Source organism: Sutcliffiella sp. FSL R7-0096 (assembly GCF_038595065.1).
GTDB lineage: Bacteria > Bacillota > Bacilli > Bacillales > Bacillaceae_I > Sutcliffiella_A.
Genome location: NZ_CP152003.1, coordinates 1,391,235 through 1,408,575, shown reverse-complemented (window position 1 = coordinate 1,408,575; position 17,341 = coordinate 1,391,235). Strand labels below are relative to the sequence as shown.

Genomic DNA, 17,341 nt, shown 5'->3' with positions numbered 1-17,341 from the left:
CTCCTTGTTCATATCAAAATTAATGGATGTTAAATGAACTATATTAAAACTTATTCAGAAAACGAAGCTCTCCCAAAAGGAAGAGCCCCGTCTGCCACCTATTACTTTACGCCATCCAAATACTCTACAAACCAGTTCTTGATATGCTCTAAACGGTGAATGCGTAATGCGGGGTCACCACTTCTTGATAGTTCATGATTAGCACCTGGGAAACGTACTAGCTTTGTCGTTTTGCCTTGTTTCTTCAGGGCGATGAAAAGCTGCTCCGCTTGTTCGACCGGACAACGATAATCTTTTTCCCCATGGAGGATTAGCAATGGCGTATTCACATCTGCCACATATTTGATTGGGGAATGCTCCCAAAGCTTCTCCACATTGTCTCCCATATCGCCTTTCACTTCCCACTCAGAGAAATAATAGCCGATGTCACTGACACCATAGAAGCTAAGCCAGTTAGAGATAGATCGTTGAGTTACGGCTGCTTTGAACCGGTCCGTATGACTTACCGCCCAGTTCGTCATAAATCCGCCATAGCTGCCACCTGTTATTCCCAGATTGTTTTTATCGATGAAATCGAATGTGTCAAGCGCATAATCCATCGCAGCCATCACATCAAGATAATCTTTCCCTCCGTAATCACCGCGCACGGCGTCAACAAACTCCTGGCCATAGCCATGACTTCCACGCGGGTTAGTGAATAACACGACAAACCCTTGTGCCGTCAAGGTTTGGAACTCATGGAAATACGTATTGGCATACATGGCATGAGGACCGCCATGCACTTCAAGAATCGTTGGGTATTTTTTGCCCGCTTCAAATCCTGCAGGTTTCATGATCCACCCATGCAGATCCCAACCATCAGGTGCTTTGTAGCGGATAGGTTCTGCCACACTTAACTCAACTTCATCTTTCCAAGCTTCATTGACATTTGTCAGCTGCTTCCTTGATTGTGATCTGAAATCAAGATGGTAAAGTTCCCCTGGGTCAGTTGAGTTACTTACACCTACAATCGCCTCATGCGTGTCAGTCAGCATACTCACCGCATATACATGCTCATCAGGAAGGTGGATTGGATACATCGATCCATCCAAGGAACCGAAGTAGATACCTGTTCCCCCCTGGTCACTCATCAGAAAATAAAAACCTTCACTATCCTCCGCCCACATAAGACCAGGATTCACATTTCCCGAATGGAAATCGCCAATCGCCACGTCCCCGACCTCCACATCGAGGTTCTCTGTTAGACAGTGCGTTTCACCTGTTGCAAGTTGTGTTACCCATACACGTGTCAACGTGGCACTTTGGAATTCTTTTTCATGTCCCAGGAAACCAAGATACTGTCCATCTGGGGAGAAAGAGATAGTGGAAAAGAAACCGTTGCTATGGGTAATCTTTTTTTTCTGTTTTGTTTCAAGATCCATCACATAAACATCAGAGACCAAGGAAACATCCGGATTCTCTTCAAGATTTGCCACAAAAGTAATTTTTGTTCCATCCGGTGACCAGGCAGGACTGCCGTAATCCCTATCTCCTTCCGTAAGAAGGCTTACTTCTTTTGTTTTCAGATCCAATAAAGCAAGGTGGTCGTTTTTCTTATCGAGAAACCCTTTTGCATCCGATTTATAGCGCATTTTTTCCACTACAAGCGGTTCCGGTTTTTTCTTTTCCTCTTTTTTATCGCTTGTTGCATGCAGATCTTCCGTACCTTCCACAGAAGTACTGAATAGAATTTTTGTTCCGCATGGTGACCAGACCGGCCCTCTTGCACCATTCTTACAGAAGGTAACCTGCTCTGCTTCCCCGCCGTTCACGGGCATCACATAAATCTGGCTTTTCTCGTTCCGGTTGGAAACAAAAGCGAGCTTGCTGCCATCAGGAGACCATCTCGGACTAGTCGCTCGTCCCTTACCAGCTGTAAAAGGTACTGCATTTCCCTCCAAATCGCCTACGTAAATGGTGGAGCGATATTCATTATCTTCTTCATGTATCGTTGTTTGAACAAATGCATACTTACGGGAATGTTTATCCCACTGTGGATCGGTTAAAGATGTTAAACGAAACAGATCGGTTGACTCTATTTTTCTTTTTGCCATTCTAATCTCTCCCTTATGTAAAATTCTCCATTCTACTTATTTCGACAAATGAAATAATTCCCCTTTAAAAAAGATAAAAAACCCGTTTTTTTTTACGAGTTTAAAAAGTAGCTTGCATAATTTTAGATTCTTGGTATAAAATAAATACGAACAAACGTTCTTAGTGTTTAGGAGGAAGATTAGATGACCAGATTATCAAAAGAACAAATAAACCTGTTTGAACAGGCTATTTATCTTCCTTTGCTACTTATTGTTCTGGAAAGGGATACAGCGATTATCAAAGATAGCAGCATCAAATTAAAAGAACCCTACCTGACGCTGATAGACCATGTCATGCGAAAAATCCAGCTTCAACTTAAACAAATAAAAATGGACATGAAAAAACAGCAGATGAAGCTCCACAAATTGAAGCAGGATGAATCGTTTACTATGTATGCTTTTCTATTCAATGGTTATGAAGAACATCACAACTACTTCAACCCTCGAATCAGGAATAGAGTAAATGAGCTTTTAATGCAATATATTTTGAAAGCAGAAGATAACTCCACTAATGAAAAATAGGGATCGTCGGGTTTGATGCAGGAGTGCGCAAAGACACATGCAAATGATTATTTTCGTTTATTGACGCGTAAAAAACATTCTCCACAGTAGCTATATGCTGTTTTAGCAGTTCCTCACGAAGCCATGATTCATCTAATCCTTTGTATGCTAAAGTTTCCTTATAGATACGTCCGTCCATTATGACAGGGAATTCTATTGAGTTTACGTATCTTGCAGGGCGAACATCTTCCACCTTTGCTGCCTCTTTTTCAGGCTTCAACTTAACAGAGAGATTTCCGTTCGCCTCGATTAGGGCAAAATAGACATCCTCCACCTTAAACACATCTTTTTCTCTTAGCATTTGAAGAATATTGTCTATCGAATAGCTAATCTGTTGCAAGTTCTTTACATGAAACTGCCCTTCATAAATGACCAGTGTTGGCTCAAAGGTTAACAGTCTGCCTACCCGATGGTTTTTTATCTTTGCCCACGCTATTAACTTCTGTAGTAGAGCTATAGTGATAACGGCACCTGCAGTAGGGAGATGATGGATGCTGGGGTCTGCAATATCAGCCCCTACCACAGCTCCAAGCGTAATAATGACAATAAAATCAAAAACGGGAAGTTCTCCAATCGATCGCTTTCCCATATATAAAGTAATTATCAACATGAGCGGTAGGATAGTAATGATTCTACCCAGTACCTTTATAAAATCCATTAATAGTTCCACTTTTGTCTCCCTTTCTATTTGCTTTAGTGAAAAATCGGTATATTTTTTGTATAGCCTGGGGTTCTCATGGTAATATTCAATCTGTTCTCTTCATTGATTGCCGCATAGAAGACATCTTGAATATTTACTATGTCTCCTTTTAGTAGCTCCTCCCTCAACCAGGTTTCATCCAAACCTAAATGCTCCAATGCTTGTTCCTGTATTCTCCCATCCATGATGACGGTATATTCAATCGAGGATTTCAGCTGAGCCGATTGTAGATCTTCCCTATTCACTAGTTCTTTTTCCGGTTTTAATTTCACAGATAGTTCCCCGTTCGCTTCAATCAATGCGAAATGAACATCAGCCACTCGAAAAACATCCTTTTCCCTTAACATCTGGAGGATATTATCAATAGAGTAACTGATCTTGCGCATATTCTTGATATGGAATTGCCCTTCATAGATGACAAGGGTCGGTTCAAAGGAAAGTAGCCGCCCCACTTTATGGTTCTTTATTTTCCACCATGCAATCAACTTTTGTAAAAGGGCAATCGCAATAATGGCACCCACAGTAGGCAGGTGATGGACGTTAGGATCAGCGATGTCGGCTCCGACTACCGACCCGAGTGTCAAAATGACAAGAAAATCAAAGACAGGAAGTTCACCAATAGAACGTTTCCCCATGAATAGGGTTACGATCAGCATTAATGGCAGAATGGTAACGATACGAAAAAGCACCTTAACTAAGTCCATGAAAAGTTCCATAAAATGCATTGCTCCTCTATCCTTTTTCCTTAGCGTTATTCAAAAAGGGGAGGATATGCATAATTCTTCAAGAAAAATACGCCTTTCTTTTAAAAAGGCGTAACAGACTGTTGCAAACCCTTTAGATTTGCATTTACTTATTGATCTTCGTTTCAGGCGCTTCGCTTATCCACAGGGCGGTCCGGAAGCCTCCTCGGGCTACGGCCCTGCGGGGTCTTCCCTTCCCCTTCCTACCGCGGGAGACTACGCGCCTTCCACTACAATCAACTTGAAAGCTGCTATGAATTTTGCTTTGTCTACACACGGACACACTTTAAAAAGGTTGGAAATGTTTCAGCATTGCAGATCTTTATTACCTCTCAATCGATACATCATACCGGGTGTCGCGACAAGGCTGCGGTTTACATTATTCCGTTTTCTGTTAACTCTTTGTTGGAGCTTTGCCCGAAAAAGGGAAGTACGATGAACTTGGGCCTCATAAGAGGTTTTGGAAATGGGAAATTCCACTATGGTATTATTCGGAAACGTGACTTTAGTGGTCGCTACAGGAGTTTTTTTATATTCATAAGCGTAGTGTAGTGAAATCCAGATGCAGTTTTCGTTTGTAGGTGATGCAGTGGGGAAAAAGAAAATGTCATTCATCGGATCAACGACGATTGGGGGTTTGTGTGTATAGCCGGAGATGCCCTTAGTGCCTTGTTTTCTTCCTTCAAAGCTAGATCCGTAGAAGTTGCAGCTGTCTTCCATAATTTTTATTGGGGGCAATGCTACATAGATCTCCGCATCCTCTTCAAGTACCTTTGAATACAGGTTCCCCTCCATTTCAACAGGAATGATTGCCATTGTAAATCCATTAATTTCGTAATCCACCGATATATCGACGTTATTCTTCATCATATTCACCCTTTCCATCCAAACCCCTTGTCAGAACATGACAAAAGACTTATTATTTTGTCTATTTATGTATATTTTCCCAGAAAACACATGTTATGTAAAGGTTTTTAAAATATTTTAAATATTTTAAAAACTTGTTGATTTTTATGACGTTCCTCAATATACTATTAAAAAGGCTCGAGGTGAGGAACTCATGAAGAATGAGAAGTCTTATACGGAATTGATGAAATCGAAGAAGATGAACAAGAAAGTGTCCGTTGAAGCCTATATGATGAATGTTTATGTTCAGATGATTATTGATGAGTCTTTGTTCCACTACCACAAAAACCTTCTGCAAGAGAAAATTGACTGTGCCCTTGATGCCAATGACCCTTCCCTGTTCCACTTACTTTCCGCCAGATATAAAAAATTCCTGAATGATTGGGGCGTTCCCGCTTAGAGAGTTAAAACGCCAAAATAAAGAGAAGAGCACAGTTGGCTCTTCTCTTTTTCTTTTTGAATATTGACTTTATTTTTTCCCTTGATAAAACTGGGCTTCTTCTGTTGAACCACTTAATGCAGTTGTGGAGGATGTACCACCGGAAACAAGCTTTGCCACTTCATCAAAATATCCTGTACCCACTTCACGCTGATGACGGGTTGCTGTATAGCCATACTGCTCACTATCAAACTCTGCCTGTTGAAGCTCTGAATATGCTCCCATGCCACGGTCACGGTATCCTCTTGCCAGTTCAAACATGCCGTGATTCAATGCATGGAATCCTGCTAACGTAACAAACTGGAATTTATATCCGAACTCGGCAATCTGCTGCTGGAACGTTTCAATAGTGGCATCATCCAATTTCGCTTTCCAGTTAAAGGACGGTGAACAGTTATATGCCAACAGTTTACCTGGGAACTTTTCATGTATGGCTTCAGCAAAGGCTCTTGCCTGCTCAAGGTTCGGTTCGGATGTTTCACACCAGATTAGATCGGCATATGGAGCATAAGCAAGACCACGTGCTATTGCCTGATCAATGCCCGCTTTTGTGCGATAAAATCCTTCTGCAGTTCTCTCACCAGTCAAGAAAGCATGATCGTTCTCATCTATATCACTTGTGATAAGATCCGCTGCATCCGCATCCGTTCTGGCAATGAGGATAGTCGGCACACCCATTACGTCTGCTGCCAAACGTGCTGAGATCAGATTTTTCACTGCAGTTTGTGTAGGCAATAATACTTTCCCTCCAAGGTGGCCGCACTTTTTCTCGGAAGATAATTGATCCTCAAAGTGAACTCCGGAAGCACCGGACTCGATCATCCCCTTCATCAATTCGAACACATTCAACTGACCACCGAATCCTGCTTCTGCGTCCGCAACGATTGGTGCAAAATAATCCACTTCTTCACTACCTTCTAAGTATTGGATTTGATCTGCACGCTGCAAGGCTTGATTGATACGTTTAACCACATGAGGCACACTGTTTGCAGGATAAAGACTTTGGTCCGGATACATATGGCCGGAAAGATTGGCATCTGCAGCTACTTGCCAACCGCTCAAATAGATGGCTTTCAGTCCCGCTTTTACCTGCTGGATGGCCTGATTTCCTGTTAGAGCTCCAAGCGCATGCACATAGTCTTGTGTATGAAGGAGATCCCAAAGTTTCTGTGCCCCTCTTTTCGCCAATGTGTGTTCAATATCAATGGAACCTCGTAGACGGAGCACCTCATCTGCTGAATAGGGTCTTTCAATCCCATTCCAGCGTTGATCTAATTCCCAGCTTTCTTCTAACTGTGCAATTCTTTCTTCTCTTTTCATTACTAAATCCTCCCTTTGTTTAGGTATCTATTAATCTTCCAATAAATTGTAAGCCGCAAGTGTCAAAAATTCGGCAAATTCATCATCTTTGATCAGGTTTTCGAATAGTGTTGCAGCCTGATCTAATTTACCCTGTGAGTAGCGTGTTGGGCCAACTTTATCAAGAATGGCCCTCTTTTCTTCCTGAACCAATTGTTTGATCAACTCTAAGGTGATTTGTGTCCCGTCTTCTAGTGCTGCTTGAGGATGTCTTATCCATTGCCATACTTGGGATCGTGATATTTCCGCTGTTGCCGCGTCCTCCATTAGGTGAAAGATTGGTACAGCACCATTTCCATTCAACCATGCGGCAATATACTCCACCCCGACATGAATGTTTTTGCGCAAACCCTCTTCCGTTATCGTGCCTTCTGGAATTTGCACAAGTACTAGTGGGTCAGCAATGACATCCTCCCTTTTTCGATGAACCTGATTCTGCCCATCCATATGCTCATTGAATACTTCAAGTGCTACGGGAACCAATGCCGGATGGGCCACCCACGTTCCATCATGTCCATCTTTCACTTCCCGAAGCTTATCTTCCCTAACTTTCGCAAATGCTTGCTTGTTAGCTTCTTCGTCATTTTTTACAGGTATTTGTGCAGCCATGCCGCCGATTGCAAAGGCGCCACGCTTATGGCAAGTCTGTATCACCAATTGTGTGTAGGCTCTCATGAATGGTACTGCCATCGTGACTTGACTTCTATCCGGTAAAAGGAAGGATGGATCGTTTCTGAACTTCTTGATAAAGCTGAAAATATAATCCCATCTTCCACAATTGAGCCCTGCTGCATGCTCCTTCAGCTCATACAATATTTCTTCCATTTCAAATGCTGCCGTAATTGTTTCAATTAAAACGGTCGCTTTAATCGTCCCTCGTTCGATTCCCAGCTCCTTTTGTGCGAAAACAAACACATCATTCCACAGTCTTGCCTCTTGATGACTTTCAAGCTTCGGAAGGTAGAAATATGGAGCGCTTCCATTTTCAAGGAGCACTTTGGCATTATGGAAAAAATATAGTCCAAAATCAAAAAGGCTTCCTGAAACTGGCTGATTGTTTATTTCAATATGCTTTTCGTCCAGATGCCATCCTCTTGGTCTTACAAGGAGTGTTGCGATTTCATTGTTCAGTTTATATTCCTTTCCATTTGGAGCCGTGAAGTCTATTTTCCGTTGGTTGGCATCCCGTAGGTTAATTTGCCCTTCTATCATGTTGTTCCAAGTTGGGGAAGAGGCATCCTCAAAATCTGCCATAAACACCTTTGCTCCGGAGTTGAGTGCATGAATGATCATCTTGCGGTCAACCGGTCCCGTTATTTCCACTCTTCTGTCTTGAAGGTCTGCTGGGATTTCATTTACTTGCCAGTCACCTGTACGAACAGCTTTCGTGCTCTCCAGAAAGTTTAACCTTTCTCCCTGGTCGATTCTTAATTGCCTTTCTTTCCTCGCTGCTAGTAATTCTTTTCGGCGACCATTGAATGAGTGGTGCAGCTTCTCAAGGAAGGATAGGGCCCCCTGTGTTAGTACAGTTTCATAGCCACTTTTAGTTTCACCTGTTACGTTAATGCCTGTTGTACCAGTATTCACGATATACTTGCTCCTTTCTTGTTATGAAACAGTTAGTATATTTGTATTGTATTATATAACAGAGTGTTCAGGATAAAAACCCTTTTTTTAAAATTTGTTTGGAAATATTTTTCGACATTGGAAAATGCACCATAAAAAAAGCAAGCAACGCACTCTTTCACGCTGCTCACTCCTCATTAACATACCGTTCCAAATAGGCGATCCTATCAACCATTGGTGGATGTGTATATCGAAAAAATTTCACTAAAGCTGGAGGGTTAACTTCACTTAAACTTGATCTCGTGATTTCCTGGAAAGCTACAATGGCCGGCTCTGGTTCCCCAGTCAGCTCTATGGCATAGACGTCTGCTTTGTGTTCCTGATGGCGCGATACTGCATTCGTTATTGGGCTTGCTAGAAAAAGAAGCAGTGACACCAGCAATAATAATAACGGAAGCGAAGCAAGTTGGCTTAAGCTGTAGACCTTCAACCTCCGCCCATATCTGTCTATAACCTTATTTGCCAACCAATGAATCAGATAAAAAGCGAAGAATGAAAATACGATGTACCCACTAATTCCGATTACAATATGATTCATCACATAGTGTCCCATTTCATGTGCCATGATGAACAGAATCTCCTCATCCTGAAGACGAGTAAGGAGCGTATCCCACAGTACGATACGGGAGTTTCCTCCAATCCCGGTAACGTAGGCATTGATGCTGTTTGTTTTCTGGGCCATATTCACTTCATACACCCGGTCTGCCGGAATATCCGAAACAGCCGCCAGGTCCAAGATTTTTTCTTCTAACACCTTATCTTGCAGTTCGGTGAAATCATTATAAAGTGGGTCAATGACAACCGGTTGGATATACATCATGAAAAATACGAACGGAATAAAACAACCCCAGGCAATCGCCCACCACCACTTCTGGAATTTACGGATGAGTATATAAAGGACCAGGACCACTATCCACATGATGAAGAGGCCTTCCCAGAAACCGACAACCTGGTCACGCATCCATCCTGAATAGGATTGAACAGTGATACCATAATCTCTAGATAGAGAATAACGAAGGTAGCTTAATGGAAAGTGAATGACCGTGCTAAATAGGGTCAGCCAAAAAAGATAAATACCTGTCTGCAGCGTTTTATAGCTAGTTATTCTCTCTGCCCATGTTTGAATGGTCCTTGCCCCACCTAAAACAAGGAGAAGGAAATAGAAAATCCATTCCACAGGAAGCGTCAGGAAGTAGATGGTATTGCGTATCTTGGAATACTCATCAGCCAATATCAACTCCTTGTCACTGAGAAAAGTATTGGGATCCGCTTTTGTTCCGACTAGTTCAGCCGGAAGCGAAGTATCTGCACCCACCCATATGTAAAACGTCACCGCTAAAGCATAGAGAAAATAACCTAACAACATAATAGGCACTATTTTCTTCACTTTTTCGCACCTCCTCGTCCTAAGTAACCTTGTTATATTCTATGCAACAGTTAAAAAAAATAAGCAGGCCTTGGAAATAAAAGCCTACTCACTTTAATTCTAGCCAACCAGCCAGGAATATACACTAAGGGCGGCTATAGAACTAATGACAACCAGAATAACGTTTGCCCCTAGATAAGCGACAATAAATGCCACGACTGCGCCGATAACTCCAAACATGATATCTTCATTGATAAGGAAAATCCCTGGTACAATAAGTGCCCCCAGTGTTGCATAAGGTACGTTTTTTAATACGGCCTGTACGAAGGGCGGCAGTTCCTTGCCTTGGAACATGACAAAAGGAATGAGCCTTGGAACATAGGTAACAACAGCCATACCGACAATCATGATGAGAATGGTGCTATTCATTTCTATTCTCCTCCTTCGACCATTTGTTAAATAAAACCTCAATCCCAACAGCACTTGTGATGGTTGCAAGTACGATAGACCATCCTGCTGCAATACCCACTACAAGGGAAAATACCGAATTTAGGATAGCTGCACTCCCAGCGAGAACAACCACTTTCCGGTGCTTTTTCAAAGAAGGCATCAATAAACCAACAAACATGGCATAAAGTGCAACAGCCATACTTTCCTGAAGGGATGCAGGCAGACTGCTTCCAATTACATGACCTATTCCGGAGCTGACCACCCAACTAGAATAGGCGATCAGGATGACCCCGAACATATATCCTGTTTGGATGGATCCCTCTTTGGTTGCGGCGACGGAAAACGTTTCATCTGTTATCCCAAAAGAGAATAGTGATTTTTTCCAAAGGCTCTTTTCTTCCACCTTCTCATTCAAGGAAGCGCTCATCAAGAAGTGACGGATGTTCAGAATAAAAGTGGTCATGACGATTTCAAATACTCCCGATCCAAGCACAATCATATTAAGAGACATATATTGTGCAGCTCCGGCAAATACGAGCAAGCTCATCAGCACAGTCTCAGAGAGCGTTAAGCCCGCAGATTTTGCCAAAAGTCCGAACGTAATGGCGATTGGTATGTAGCCGATTGCGATGCTGACTCCAGCTTGCAACCCGTTTCGAAAAGAAGAGGTTTTTCTAGCTGCGATGGTTGTTGCCACTGTGCATTTCTCCTATACTAGTAAATTGAATTATTTATAAATATACTAGTAGTTTACTCGATATGTAAAGGGTAATTCGAAATTCGAGATACTTTATGTTCTACGAGTGTGAAATGGGTCTGGAAAATGTACTACTTGGATCATTTACATGGTCGTAGCCTTGCTATGAATCGCAGATTTCTCCCCCTTTTCACTTTTCGCGTTCTACAAAAAAACTCCCCCTTCCTAAAGAAGAGAGAGTCACACAAAAAAATTATTTCCCCTTAAACTCAGGAGCCCGCTTTTCACCAAACGCAACAAGTGCCTCTACGCGATCTTCCGTCGGGATGATCACTTCATATGCTTTTCGCTCCATTTGCAAGCCTGTCTGCATATCCACTCCCATTCCCTGGCGAATAGCAAACTTTGCCTGCTGCACAGCAACCGGTCCATTCTTCAACATTTCCTGTGCAAGCTCCATAGCTCCATCAAGCGCATTTGAGGCTTCATCCACTAATCTTGTAATCAAGCCAAAACTATAAGCCTCTTCCCCAGAAAAACGGCGAGCAGTCAAGATAAGCTCCATCGCCTTCGCTTCTCCTATAATGCGTGGCAGACGCTGGGTGCCACCAGCACCTGGAATAATAGCCAAGCTTGTTTCTGTCAGTCCCATCTTGACATCCTTGCCCGTCACACGGAAATCACAAGCAAGAAGGAGCTCCATCCCGCCACCAAATGCATATCCATTAATGGCTGCGATTGTCGGCTGCGGCAAGTCGGCAATGCGGTTGAACACATCTCCAATTTTGTAGACATTACGCCTTACTTGCTGCTCAGTAAGACCCCTTCTTTCCTTGAGGTCCGCTCCAACACTGAATGCCTTTTCCCCTGCTGCCGTTATCACTACGACACGCACGTCCGCATTTGTGCGGAGTTCCTCTGTTACATATCCCAATTCTACTAACATATCATAATTAAACGCGTTCATCGCATCAGGGCGATTGAGCGTTACGGTTGCTACATGGTCTTTTACCTCTACTACAATATAACTCAAATCTGTCCTTCTCCCTCCAAGATTGTTAGCGGTTACAAATTTCGCTATTTTATACATTCTCTACAGAGAGCAAAAATCCTTTATACACCTAGCTTTTCTTTTAATGCTCTTCTTAGAATCTTCCCAGTTGTGTTCTTTGGAAGCTCTTCTAAAAACTCAATGGAAGATGGTACCTTATATTTTGCTAAACGTTCTGCACAATAGCCAAGTAAATCTGATTCAGAAACTTGAGCATTTGTTACGACAAAACACTTTATCGCTTCACCGAACTGAGGGTCAGGCACCCCGACAACTGCCACTTCCACCACATTTTCATGACTATACAATACCTCTTCCACTTCGCGCGGATAAACATTGTAGCCACCTACGATAATCATATCTTTTTTCCGATCCACGATGTAGAAGTAGCCTTCTTCGTCCATCTTGGCTAGATCTCCCGTATACAGCCAACCGTCTCTGATTGCAGCAGAGGTTTCTTCTGGCATTTTATAATAACCGGACATGACATTCGGTCCTCGGACAACAAGTTCCCCAACTTCTCCTGGTGCCACTTCTTCCCCAAGTTCATTCACGACTTTATTTTCAACATTTACAATGGTCGTCCCAATCGATCCAGCTTTTCGAGGCTTATCTAACGGGTTAAAACATGTTACAGGAGATGCCTCGGACAAACCGTACCCTTCTGAGATAATAACATTGTATTTCTTTTCGAAATTTTTCAACAAAGCAACAGGCATCGAAGCCCCACCAGAAATGCAAAGTCTTAACGATTTTAAATCGTCCACATCCCCTGGTGATTGCAATAGGAAATTGTACATGGTCGGAACTCCAGCAAAAACAGTTGCCTCATATTCTTTTACCACATCAAAAATAACCTGTGGGCTGAATCTTGGAACAATGATGACCGTCGCGCCATTCATCAATGGTGCATTCAATGCGACTGTCAAGCAGAATACATGGAACATTGGCAGAGTTGCAACAATCTTGTCCGTTTCGTTCATTTTCAAAAAGTCTGCGGAATCCTTGGCATTGCGATACAAGTTCTTATGCGTCAGCATTGCCCCTTTTGGCTTACCTGTAGTCCCAGAAGTATAAAGAATAACGGCCACATCTTCATCTTTCAGTTCCGGACCTTCATATGTAAAGCTTCCAGAAGCCATTATGGATGTAAACGATTTCATTTTAGTATAAACCGATAGCTGTTCAAGTGGAAAGTCTTTCGTTTTTTCTTTTCCATCAGGTGTCTCGCAAATGATGTAATGCTCGGTCAAAGGCAGGTGACAATGAAGCCTTTCAAAAAGTGGTACAAGAAGATCTAAGGTGATGATGGCTTTCACATCTCCATCTCTAAGGATGTAAGACAGTTCATCTGGGGTGTAAATTGGATTGATTGGAATAACAGTAGCACCAAGACGAGCTGCACCGTAAAGACCAATAACAAAATATGGCGAGTTTCCGACAACCAGTCCAATATGATCTCCTTGTTTAATGCCCATACCCTCAAGCCCTGTTGCAAAAGCATTGATGGCTGCGTTTAACTCTGCATATGTCTTTGATTCCCCTTCAAAAATATACGCTTCTTTCGTTAGATTTGTTTTTGCGGTTAATGCCAATTGCGATGAAATATTCAAGTGTTCATCTCCCCTTCGCTTAAATTGAATGAATGACCATTCATAAATCTCCCATTATCCATTATAGTAGATTGCTAGATATCTGTCATTAAATTATGTCGATAAAATTAAAATTTTCAGATAAAATATTTCAATATAAAAAAAGAGAGGGAAACCCCTACTCTTTTCACACTAAATTAATATATCAAATCAATTAATTCATCTCTGGTAATATTTCCAAAATAATGTTTTACATCTATTCCCTCTAGAGCCTGTGAAATTCCTGCTTTCTCATACTTCACACCTGATAAAAGGTTTTCCACTTCTGACACATCTCCAACACCAAAGAAATCTCCATAAATCTTGCAGTTTTCTATTTTTCCTTTTGTTACGTCCAGGCGCACATCAATCTGACCCACTGGAAAGCGATGAGAATGCTGAAGGTTGAACTTCGGTGACTTTCCGTAATTCCAATCCCAGTTTTGGTAACGTTCCATGGAGAGCTCGTGAATGTTCTTCCAATCCTCTTCTGTTAGTTCGTACTTAGGGATATCTTTAGACTTAAAGATTGCCTCCAATAAAAGCTGACGGAACTGTTCAATGGAAATGTCTTCGTTTAGGAATTCTTTTATATTTGCCACACGGCTGCGAATTGATTTAATCCCTTTGGACTCTATTTTATCCTTCTTCACATTCAACGCGGAAACGACATGTTCAATCTCAGAATCAAACAACAAAGTACCGTGACTGAACATGCGGCCCCTTGTAGAAAATTGAGCGTTTCCGGAAATCTTGCGACCTTCGGCAAGGATATCATTACGCCCGCTCATTTCAGCTTCAACTCCAAGACTTTTTAACGCTTCTACTACAGGGGCAGTGAACTTTTTGAAGTTATGGAAGCTCTCTCCGTCATCTTTTGTGATGAAACTGAAATTCAGATTTCCATGATCATGATAGACCGCTCCACCACCAGATAATCTGCGTACCACATGTATGCCATTGTCCTCGACATACTTTGTGTTGATTTCTTCTACACTGTTCTGGTTCTTCCCAATGATGATGGAAGGCTCATTGATGTAAAAAAGCAAATAAGTATCTTCAATATCAAGATTTTTAAGGGCATATTCTTCTATCGCCAAGTTGATTCTTGGATCCGTAATTCCGTTATTATCTATAAAAAGCATCATTTCTTCCTACTCTCCCAACTAAATCCTTTATGTGCCAAACCGATTTTTCCTTTATAAATGCTTGCTGCCTCTTCGACCAACTGCTCCACCTCTCCAAAATGCGGTAGATGTGTGAGCAATAGTTGAGGAACATCTGCACCTTGAGCAACCTTTGCCGCATCATGGCTGTTCATATGGCCTGCAGCCTTGCCATCTTGGTGCGCGTACAGGTTACACTCACAAATTAATAAGTCTGTCCCTTTGGTAAAAGGGATGAATGATTCCTGATAGCTTGTATCTGCCGTGTACACAAACGAACCTTCATCTGTGGATACCTTCATGGCATAACACGGTACAGGATGTGTTGTTTTCAGGAATTCTATTTTGAATGGCCCAACCTCTAACTGTTTAGAGGGATCATATGCCATTCCTTTTGTATATTCTTTATGATCAAGTGTAGAAAACCCTTGCATGTCCTCCTGATGTCCGTAGATAGGAAGCTGCGTCACTGATTTACCCATATAAAACGAAATCAGCCTAGCAAATTGCAATGGCCCAATGTCCGCAACATGATCATGATGGTAATGTGATAAAATAACGGCATCAAGCTCTGTTACCTCTATGTAATTCTGAAGCTGTGCTAATACACCACTTCCACAATCAATCAATAATTTAAAACCTTCATGCTCGACCAAATACCCAGATGTCGCACTATTAACAGCTGGATATCCTCCCCAAAACCCTACCACAGTGAGCTTCATGGCACTACATCACCCTTCTTTTAGTTTCCAAAATCAAGTCTACCATATCCCTGCCCATTTTCCTATTTCGATTAGTTGTTTTAAAACAGATGTTGACAAGACAAATTCTGTTATAATACAATAGCAACAAATAAGAAAACGGAGGGTGATAACATGTTGATTAAAAGTACAGAATTTTTCAAAACCTTACCACCTAAAAAATGCGTAGAATGCAAAAAAACAATGGATGAGCAACACGAGTGTTACGGCAACCATTGTGATGAGTGTATGTCCAGTCAATTAAAATAAATGGTATATTAAAGCCAGGGAGTTTGCTAGATTCATAGCGGGTTCCCTGGTTTTTTGTTTGGAAATGGAGAGTGGATTGGAGCGGAAGGCACTCGACTCCGGCGGGAGGTAGCGGTAGACTTGAGACCCCTGAAGCGTTGTGAGGAGGCTCAAGCACCGCCCCGCGGAAAGCGAGTGCCTGCAGCGAAATGGAACGTCAAACTTTATCGCGAATAACAGAATGCTGTTTTCGCATACTTTGTTGCTTTTTCGCATTTATAAACAAACCGGTATATTCCTTGCTGTCGTGCACTTTTCCTGACTATACAAAAAGACTTTCATGCCTTTTTAAAGTTTCTATGCTGTAAAAAGTCCAATTGCCGACTTTTTACTAGTGAGCATCAACAATCTTGAGAAAAGAGCTTAACAAAAAGAGCACTCATCCCCATAAGTGCCCTTCTTCTTATTCTATACGTAAACCCCTTGTTTGACCGTTGATTCCCGAACAATGAGCTCGAGATCATATTCATAGATTTCCTTGTGGCGATAACGTTTGGAGCGGACCTTTTCCATCATGATCTGGAATGCTTTGCGCGCCATCTCATCAATCGGTTGATAAACCGTAGTGATGGTCGGTTCGACTAGTTCCGTAATCGCTTGATTATCAAATCCTACCACCGCAAGATCTTCTGGAATCTTCCAGCCAGAGCGTTTAGCCTCTGAAATGATGCCGGCCGCTACTTCATCGCCACCGGTGAAAATGGCACTAGGTTTCTCCCCCAGCTCCAAAATTTCTTGAAAAACCCTTCTTCCATCATCAATGGTAAAAGCATCTCGAAAGGAAAACTCCTCTTGGTATTCCACCTTGAATTCTGCCAGCGCTTTTTTAAAGCCTGCCTCTCTACATTTGGCTACATTACTTTTGTAGCCACCAGTACAATAAGCAATTCTACGATGGCCAAGCTCCAGTAAATGCTTGGTGGATATGTATCCGCCATACGTCTGATCAAGCCTGACAGATGGTACTTCTGCTTCTTCTTCAAACTCATTGCACAAAACGATTGGGCCATATTCTAAAAACGGTTCTATTACATTCCAGTCATTCTGTATGGAAGAAAGGATAATTCCGTCTACCTGTCTGGTTTTCAACAAGTTCAAATAGTCCAGTTCCTTTTTCTTGGAATACTTCGTCTGACAGATGATCAGTTGGTATCCATTTTCAGCTGCCGCCATTTCCATCCGTTCAATCAGTTCACTGAAAAACGGGTTCATGACACGTGGAATCAGTAAAGCAATCATAGAGGTTTTCTGACTTCTTAGACTTCTTGCTGAAGAATTTGGAACATATCCTAGTTCACTCATTGCATTTGATACAAGTACACGTTTCTTTTCCGACACATACGGGTGGTTATTTATGACACGGGAAACAGTGGTCCTCGATAACCCTGCCAGTTTTGCTACATCTTCTATTGTTGCCACGAGTCTCGCCACCTTAGCTGAAATTGTTAGGTTAGTAGAATGATTG

Annotated in this window: 16 protein-coding genes and 1 pseudogene; 3 read left to right on the top strand and 14 right to left on the bottom strand. The window is 42.1% G+C overall.

The window, feature by feature from the left end; genetic code table 11:
- Positions 1 to 101: 101 nt before the first annotated feature.
- Positions 102 to 2,093 carry a S9 family peptidase gene (locus tag MKY77_RS07195; protein ID WP_339149557.1) on the bottom strand — a complete coding sequence of 664 codons (1,992 nt, stop codon included), beginning with the start codon at positions 2,091 to 2,093 and terminating at the stop codon, positions 102 to 104.
- Positions 2,094 to 2,276: 183 nt separating this feature from the next.
- Between MKY77_RS07195 and MKY77_RS07190 the strand changes: the two genes are divergently transcribed.
- Complete coding sequence (locus MKY77_RS07190) at positions 2,277 to 2,654, top strand: hypothetical protein (protein WP_339149556.1); 378 nt, start codon at positions 2,277 to 2,279, stop codon at positions 2,652 to 2,654.
- On the opposite strand, the gene MKY77_RS07185 is transcribed toward MKY77_RS07190, so the two are convergent.
- The 3 genes from MKY77_RS07185 to MKY77_RS07175 form a co-directional block, all read right to left on the bottom strand.
- Positions 2,641 to 3,351 carry a DUF421 domain-containing protein gene (locus MKY77_RS07185; RefSeq protein ID WP_339149555.1) on the bottom strand — a complete coding sequence of 237 codons (711 nt, stop codon included), beginning with the start codon at positions 3,349 to 3,351 and terminating at the stop codon, positions 2,641 to 2,643. The two genes, MKY77_RS07190 and MKY77_RS07185, sit on opposite strands and share 14 nt — an antisense overlap.
- Positions 3,352 to 3,386: 35 nt before the next feature.
- On the bottom strand, positions 3,387 to 4,109 hold the full coding sequence (locus MKY77_RS07180; protein ID WP_339149554.1) for a DUF421 domain-containing protein: 723 nt from the start codon (positions 4,107 to 4,109) through the stop codon (positions 3,387 to 3,389).
- A gap of 333 nt (positions 4,110 to 4,442) precedes the next feature.
- The gene (locus MKY77_RS07175; RefSeq protein WP_342515681.1) at positions 4,443 to 5,006 is read right to left on the bottom strand and encodes a competence protein ComK; all 564 of its coding nucleotides are present in this window, start codon (positions 5,004 to 5,006) and stop codon (positions 4,443 to 4,445) included.
- 190 nt (positions 5,007 to 5,196) lie between these two features.
- Between MKY77_RS07175 and MKY77_RS07170 the strand changes: the two genes are divergently transcribed.
- Positions 5,197 to 5,442 (top strand): IDEAL domain-containing protein, encoded by a 246-nt coding sequence (locus MKY77_RS07170; protein ID WP_339149552.1) that lies wholly within the window; start codon positions 5,197 to 5,199, stop codon positions 5,440 to 5,442.
- Positions 5,443 to 5,511: 69 nt separating this feature from the next.
- On the opposite strand, the gene aceA is transcribed toward MKY77_RS07170, so the two are convergent.
- The 9 genes and pseudogenes from aceA to MKY77_RS07125 form a co-directional block, all read right to left on the bottom strand.
- A complete protein-coding gene (gene aceA / locus MKY77_RS07165; RefSeq protein WP_339149551.1) occupies positions 5,512 to 6,801 on the bottom strand; it encodes an isocitrate lyase in 1,290 nt (429 codons plus the stop codon).
- A gap of 30 nt (positions 6,802 to 6,831) precedes the next feature.
- Complete coding sequence (gene aceB / locus MKY77_RS07160) at positions 6,832 to 8,427, bottom strand: malate synthase A (protein WP_339149550.1); 1,596 nt, start codon at positions 8,425 to 8,427, stop codon at positions 6,832 to 6,834.
- Between the two features lie 166 nt (positions 8,428 to 8,593).
- On the bottom strand, positions 8,594 to 9,853 hold the full coding sequence (locus tag MKY77_RS07155; protein ID WP_339149549.1) for a M48 family metallopeptidase: 1,260 nt from the start codon (positions 9,851 to 9,853) through the stop codon (positions 8,594 to 8,596).
- Between the two features lie 99 nt (positions 9,854 to 9,952).
- Positions 9,953 to 10,261 carry an AzlD domain-containing protein gene (locus MKY77_RS07150; protein WP_339149548.1) on the bottom strand — a complete coding sequence of 103 codons (309 nt, stop codon included), beginning with the start codon at positions 10,259 to 10,261 and terminating at the stop codon, positions 9,953 to 9,955.
- Entirely contained in the window at positions 10,254 to 10,979 is a 726-nt protein-coding gene (locus MKY77_RS07145; RefSeq protein ID WP_339149547.1) for an AzlC family ABC transporter permease, read from the bottom strand. The genes MKY77_RS07150 and MKY77_RS07145 overlap by 8 nt, the downstream gene beginning before the upstream one ends.
- Positions 10,980 to 11,232: 253 nt before the next feature.
- Positions 11,233 to 12,012 carry an enoyl-CoA hydratase-related protein gene (locus MKY77_RS07140; protein WP_339149546.1) on the bottom strand — a complete coding sequence of 260 codons (780 nt, stop codon included), beginning with the start codon at positions 12,010 to 12,012 and terminating at the stop codon, positions 11,233 to 11,235.
- Between the two features lie 80 nt (positions 12,013 to 12,092).
- Positions 12,093 to 13,651: pseudogene (locus MKY77_RS07135) on the bottom strand (fatty acid--CoA ligase family protein).
- 168 nt (positions 13,652 to 13,819) lie between these two features.
- Positions 13,820 to 14,806 carry a lipoate--protein ligase gene (locus MKY77_RS07130; protein ID WP_339149982.1) on the bottom strand — a complete coding sequence of 329 codons (987 nt, stop codon included), beginning with the start codon at positions 14,804 to 14,806 and terminating at the stop codon, positions 13,820 to 13,822.
- Positions 14,806 to 15,549, bottom strand: coding sequence for an MBL fold metallo-hydrolase (locus MKY77_RS07125; RefSeq protein WP_339149545.1), 744 nt, complete (start codon positions 15,547 to 15,549; stop codon positions 14,806 to 14,808). Before MKY77_RS07125 ends, MKY77_RS07130 begins: the two co-directional genes overlap by 1 nt.
- Before the next feature lie 153 nt (positions 15,550 to 15,702).
- Here MKY77_RS07125 and yhfH point away from each other — a divergent pair, with 153 nt between their 5' ends.
- The gene (yhfH, locus tag MKY77_RS07120; protein WP_082380846.1) at positions 15,703 to 15,837 is read left to right on the top strand and encodes a protein YhfH; all 135 of its coding nucleotides are present in this window, start codon (positions 15,703 to 15,705) and stop codon (positions 15,835 to 15,837) included.
- 447 nt (positions 15,838 to 16,284) lie between these two features.
- Here the strand turns inward: yhfH and MKY77_RS07115 are convergent, their stop codons facing one another.
- Positions 16,285 to 17,295 (bottom strand): LacI family DNA-binding transcriptional regulator, encoded by a 1,011-nt coding sequence (locus MKY77_RS07115; protein WP_339149544.1) that lies wholly within the window; start codon positions 17,293 to 17,295, stop codon positions 16,285 to 16,287.
- Positions 17,296 to 17,341 lie beyond the last annotated feature (46 nt).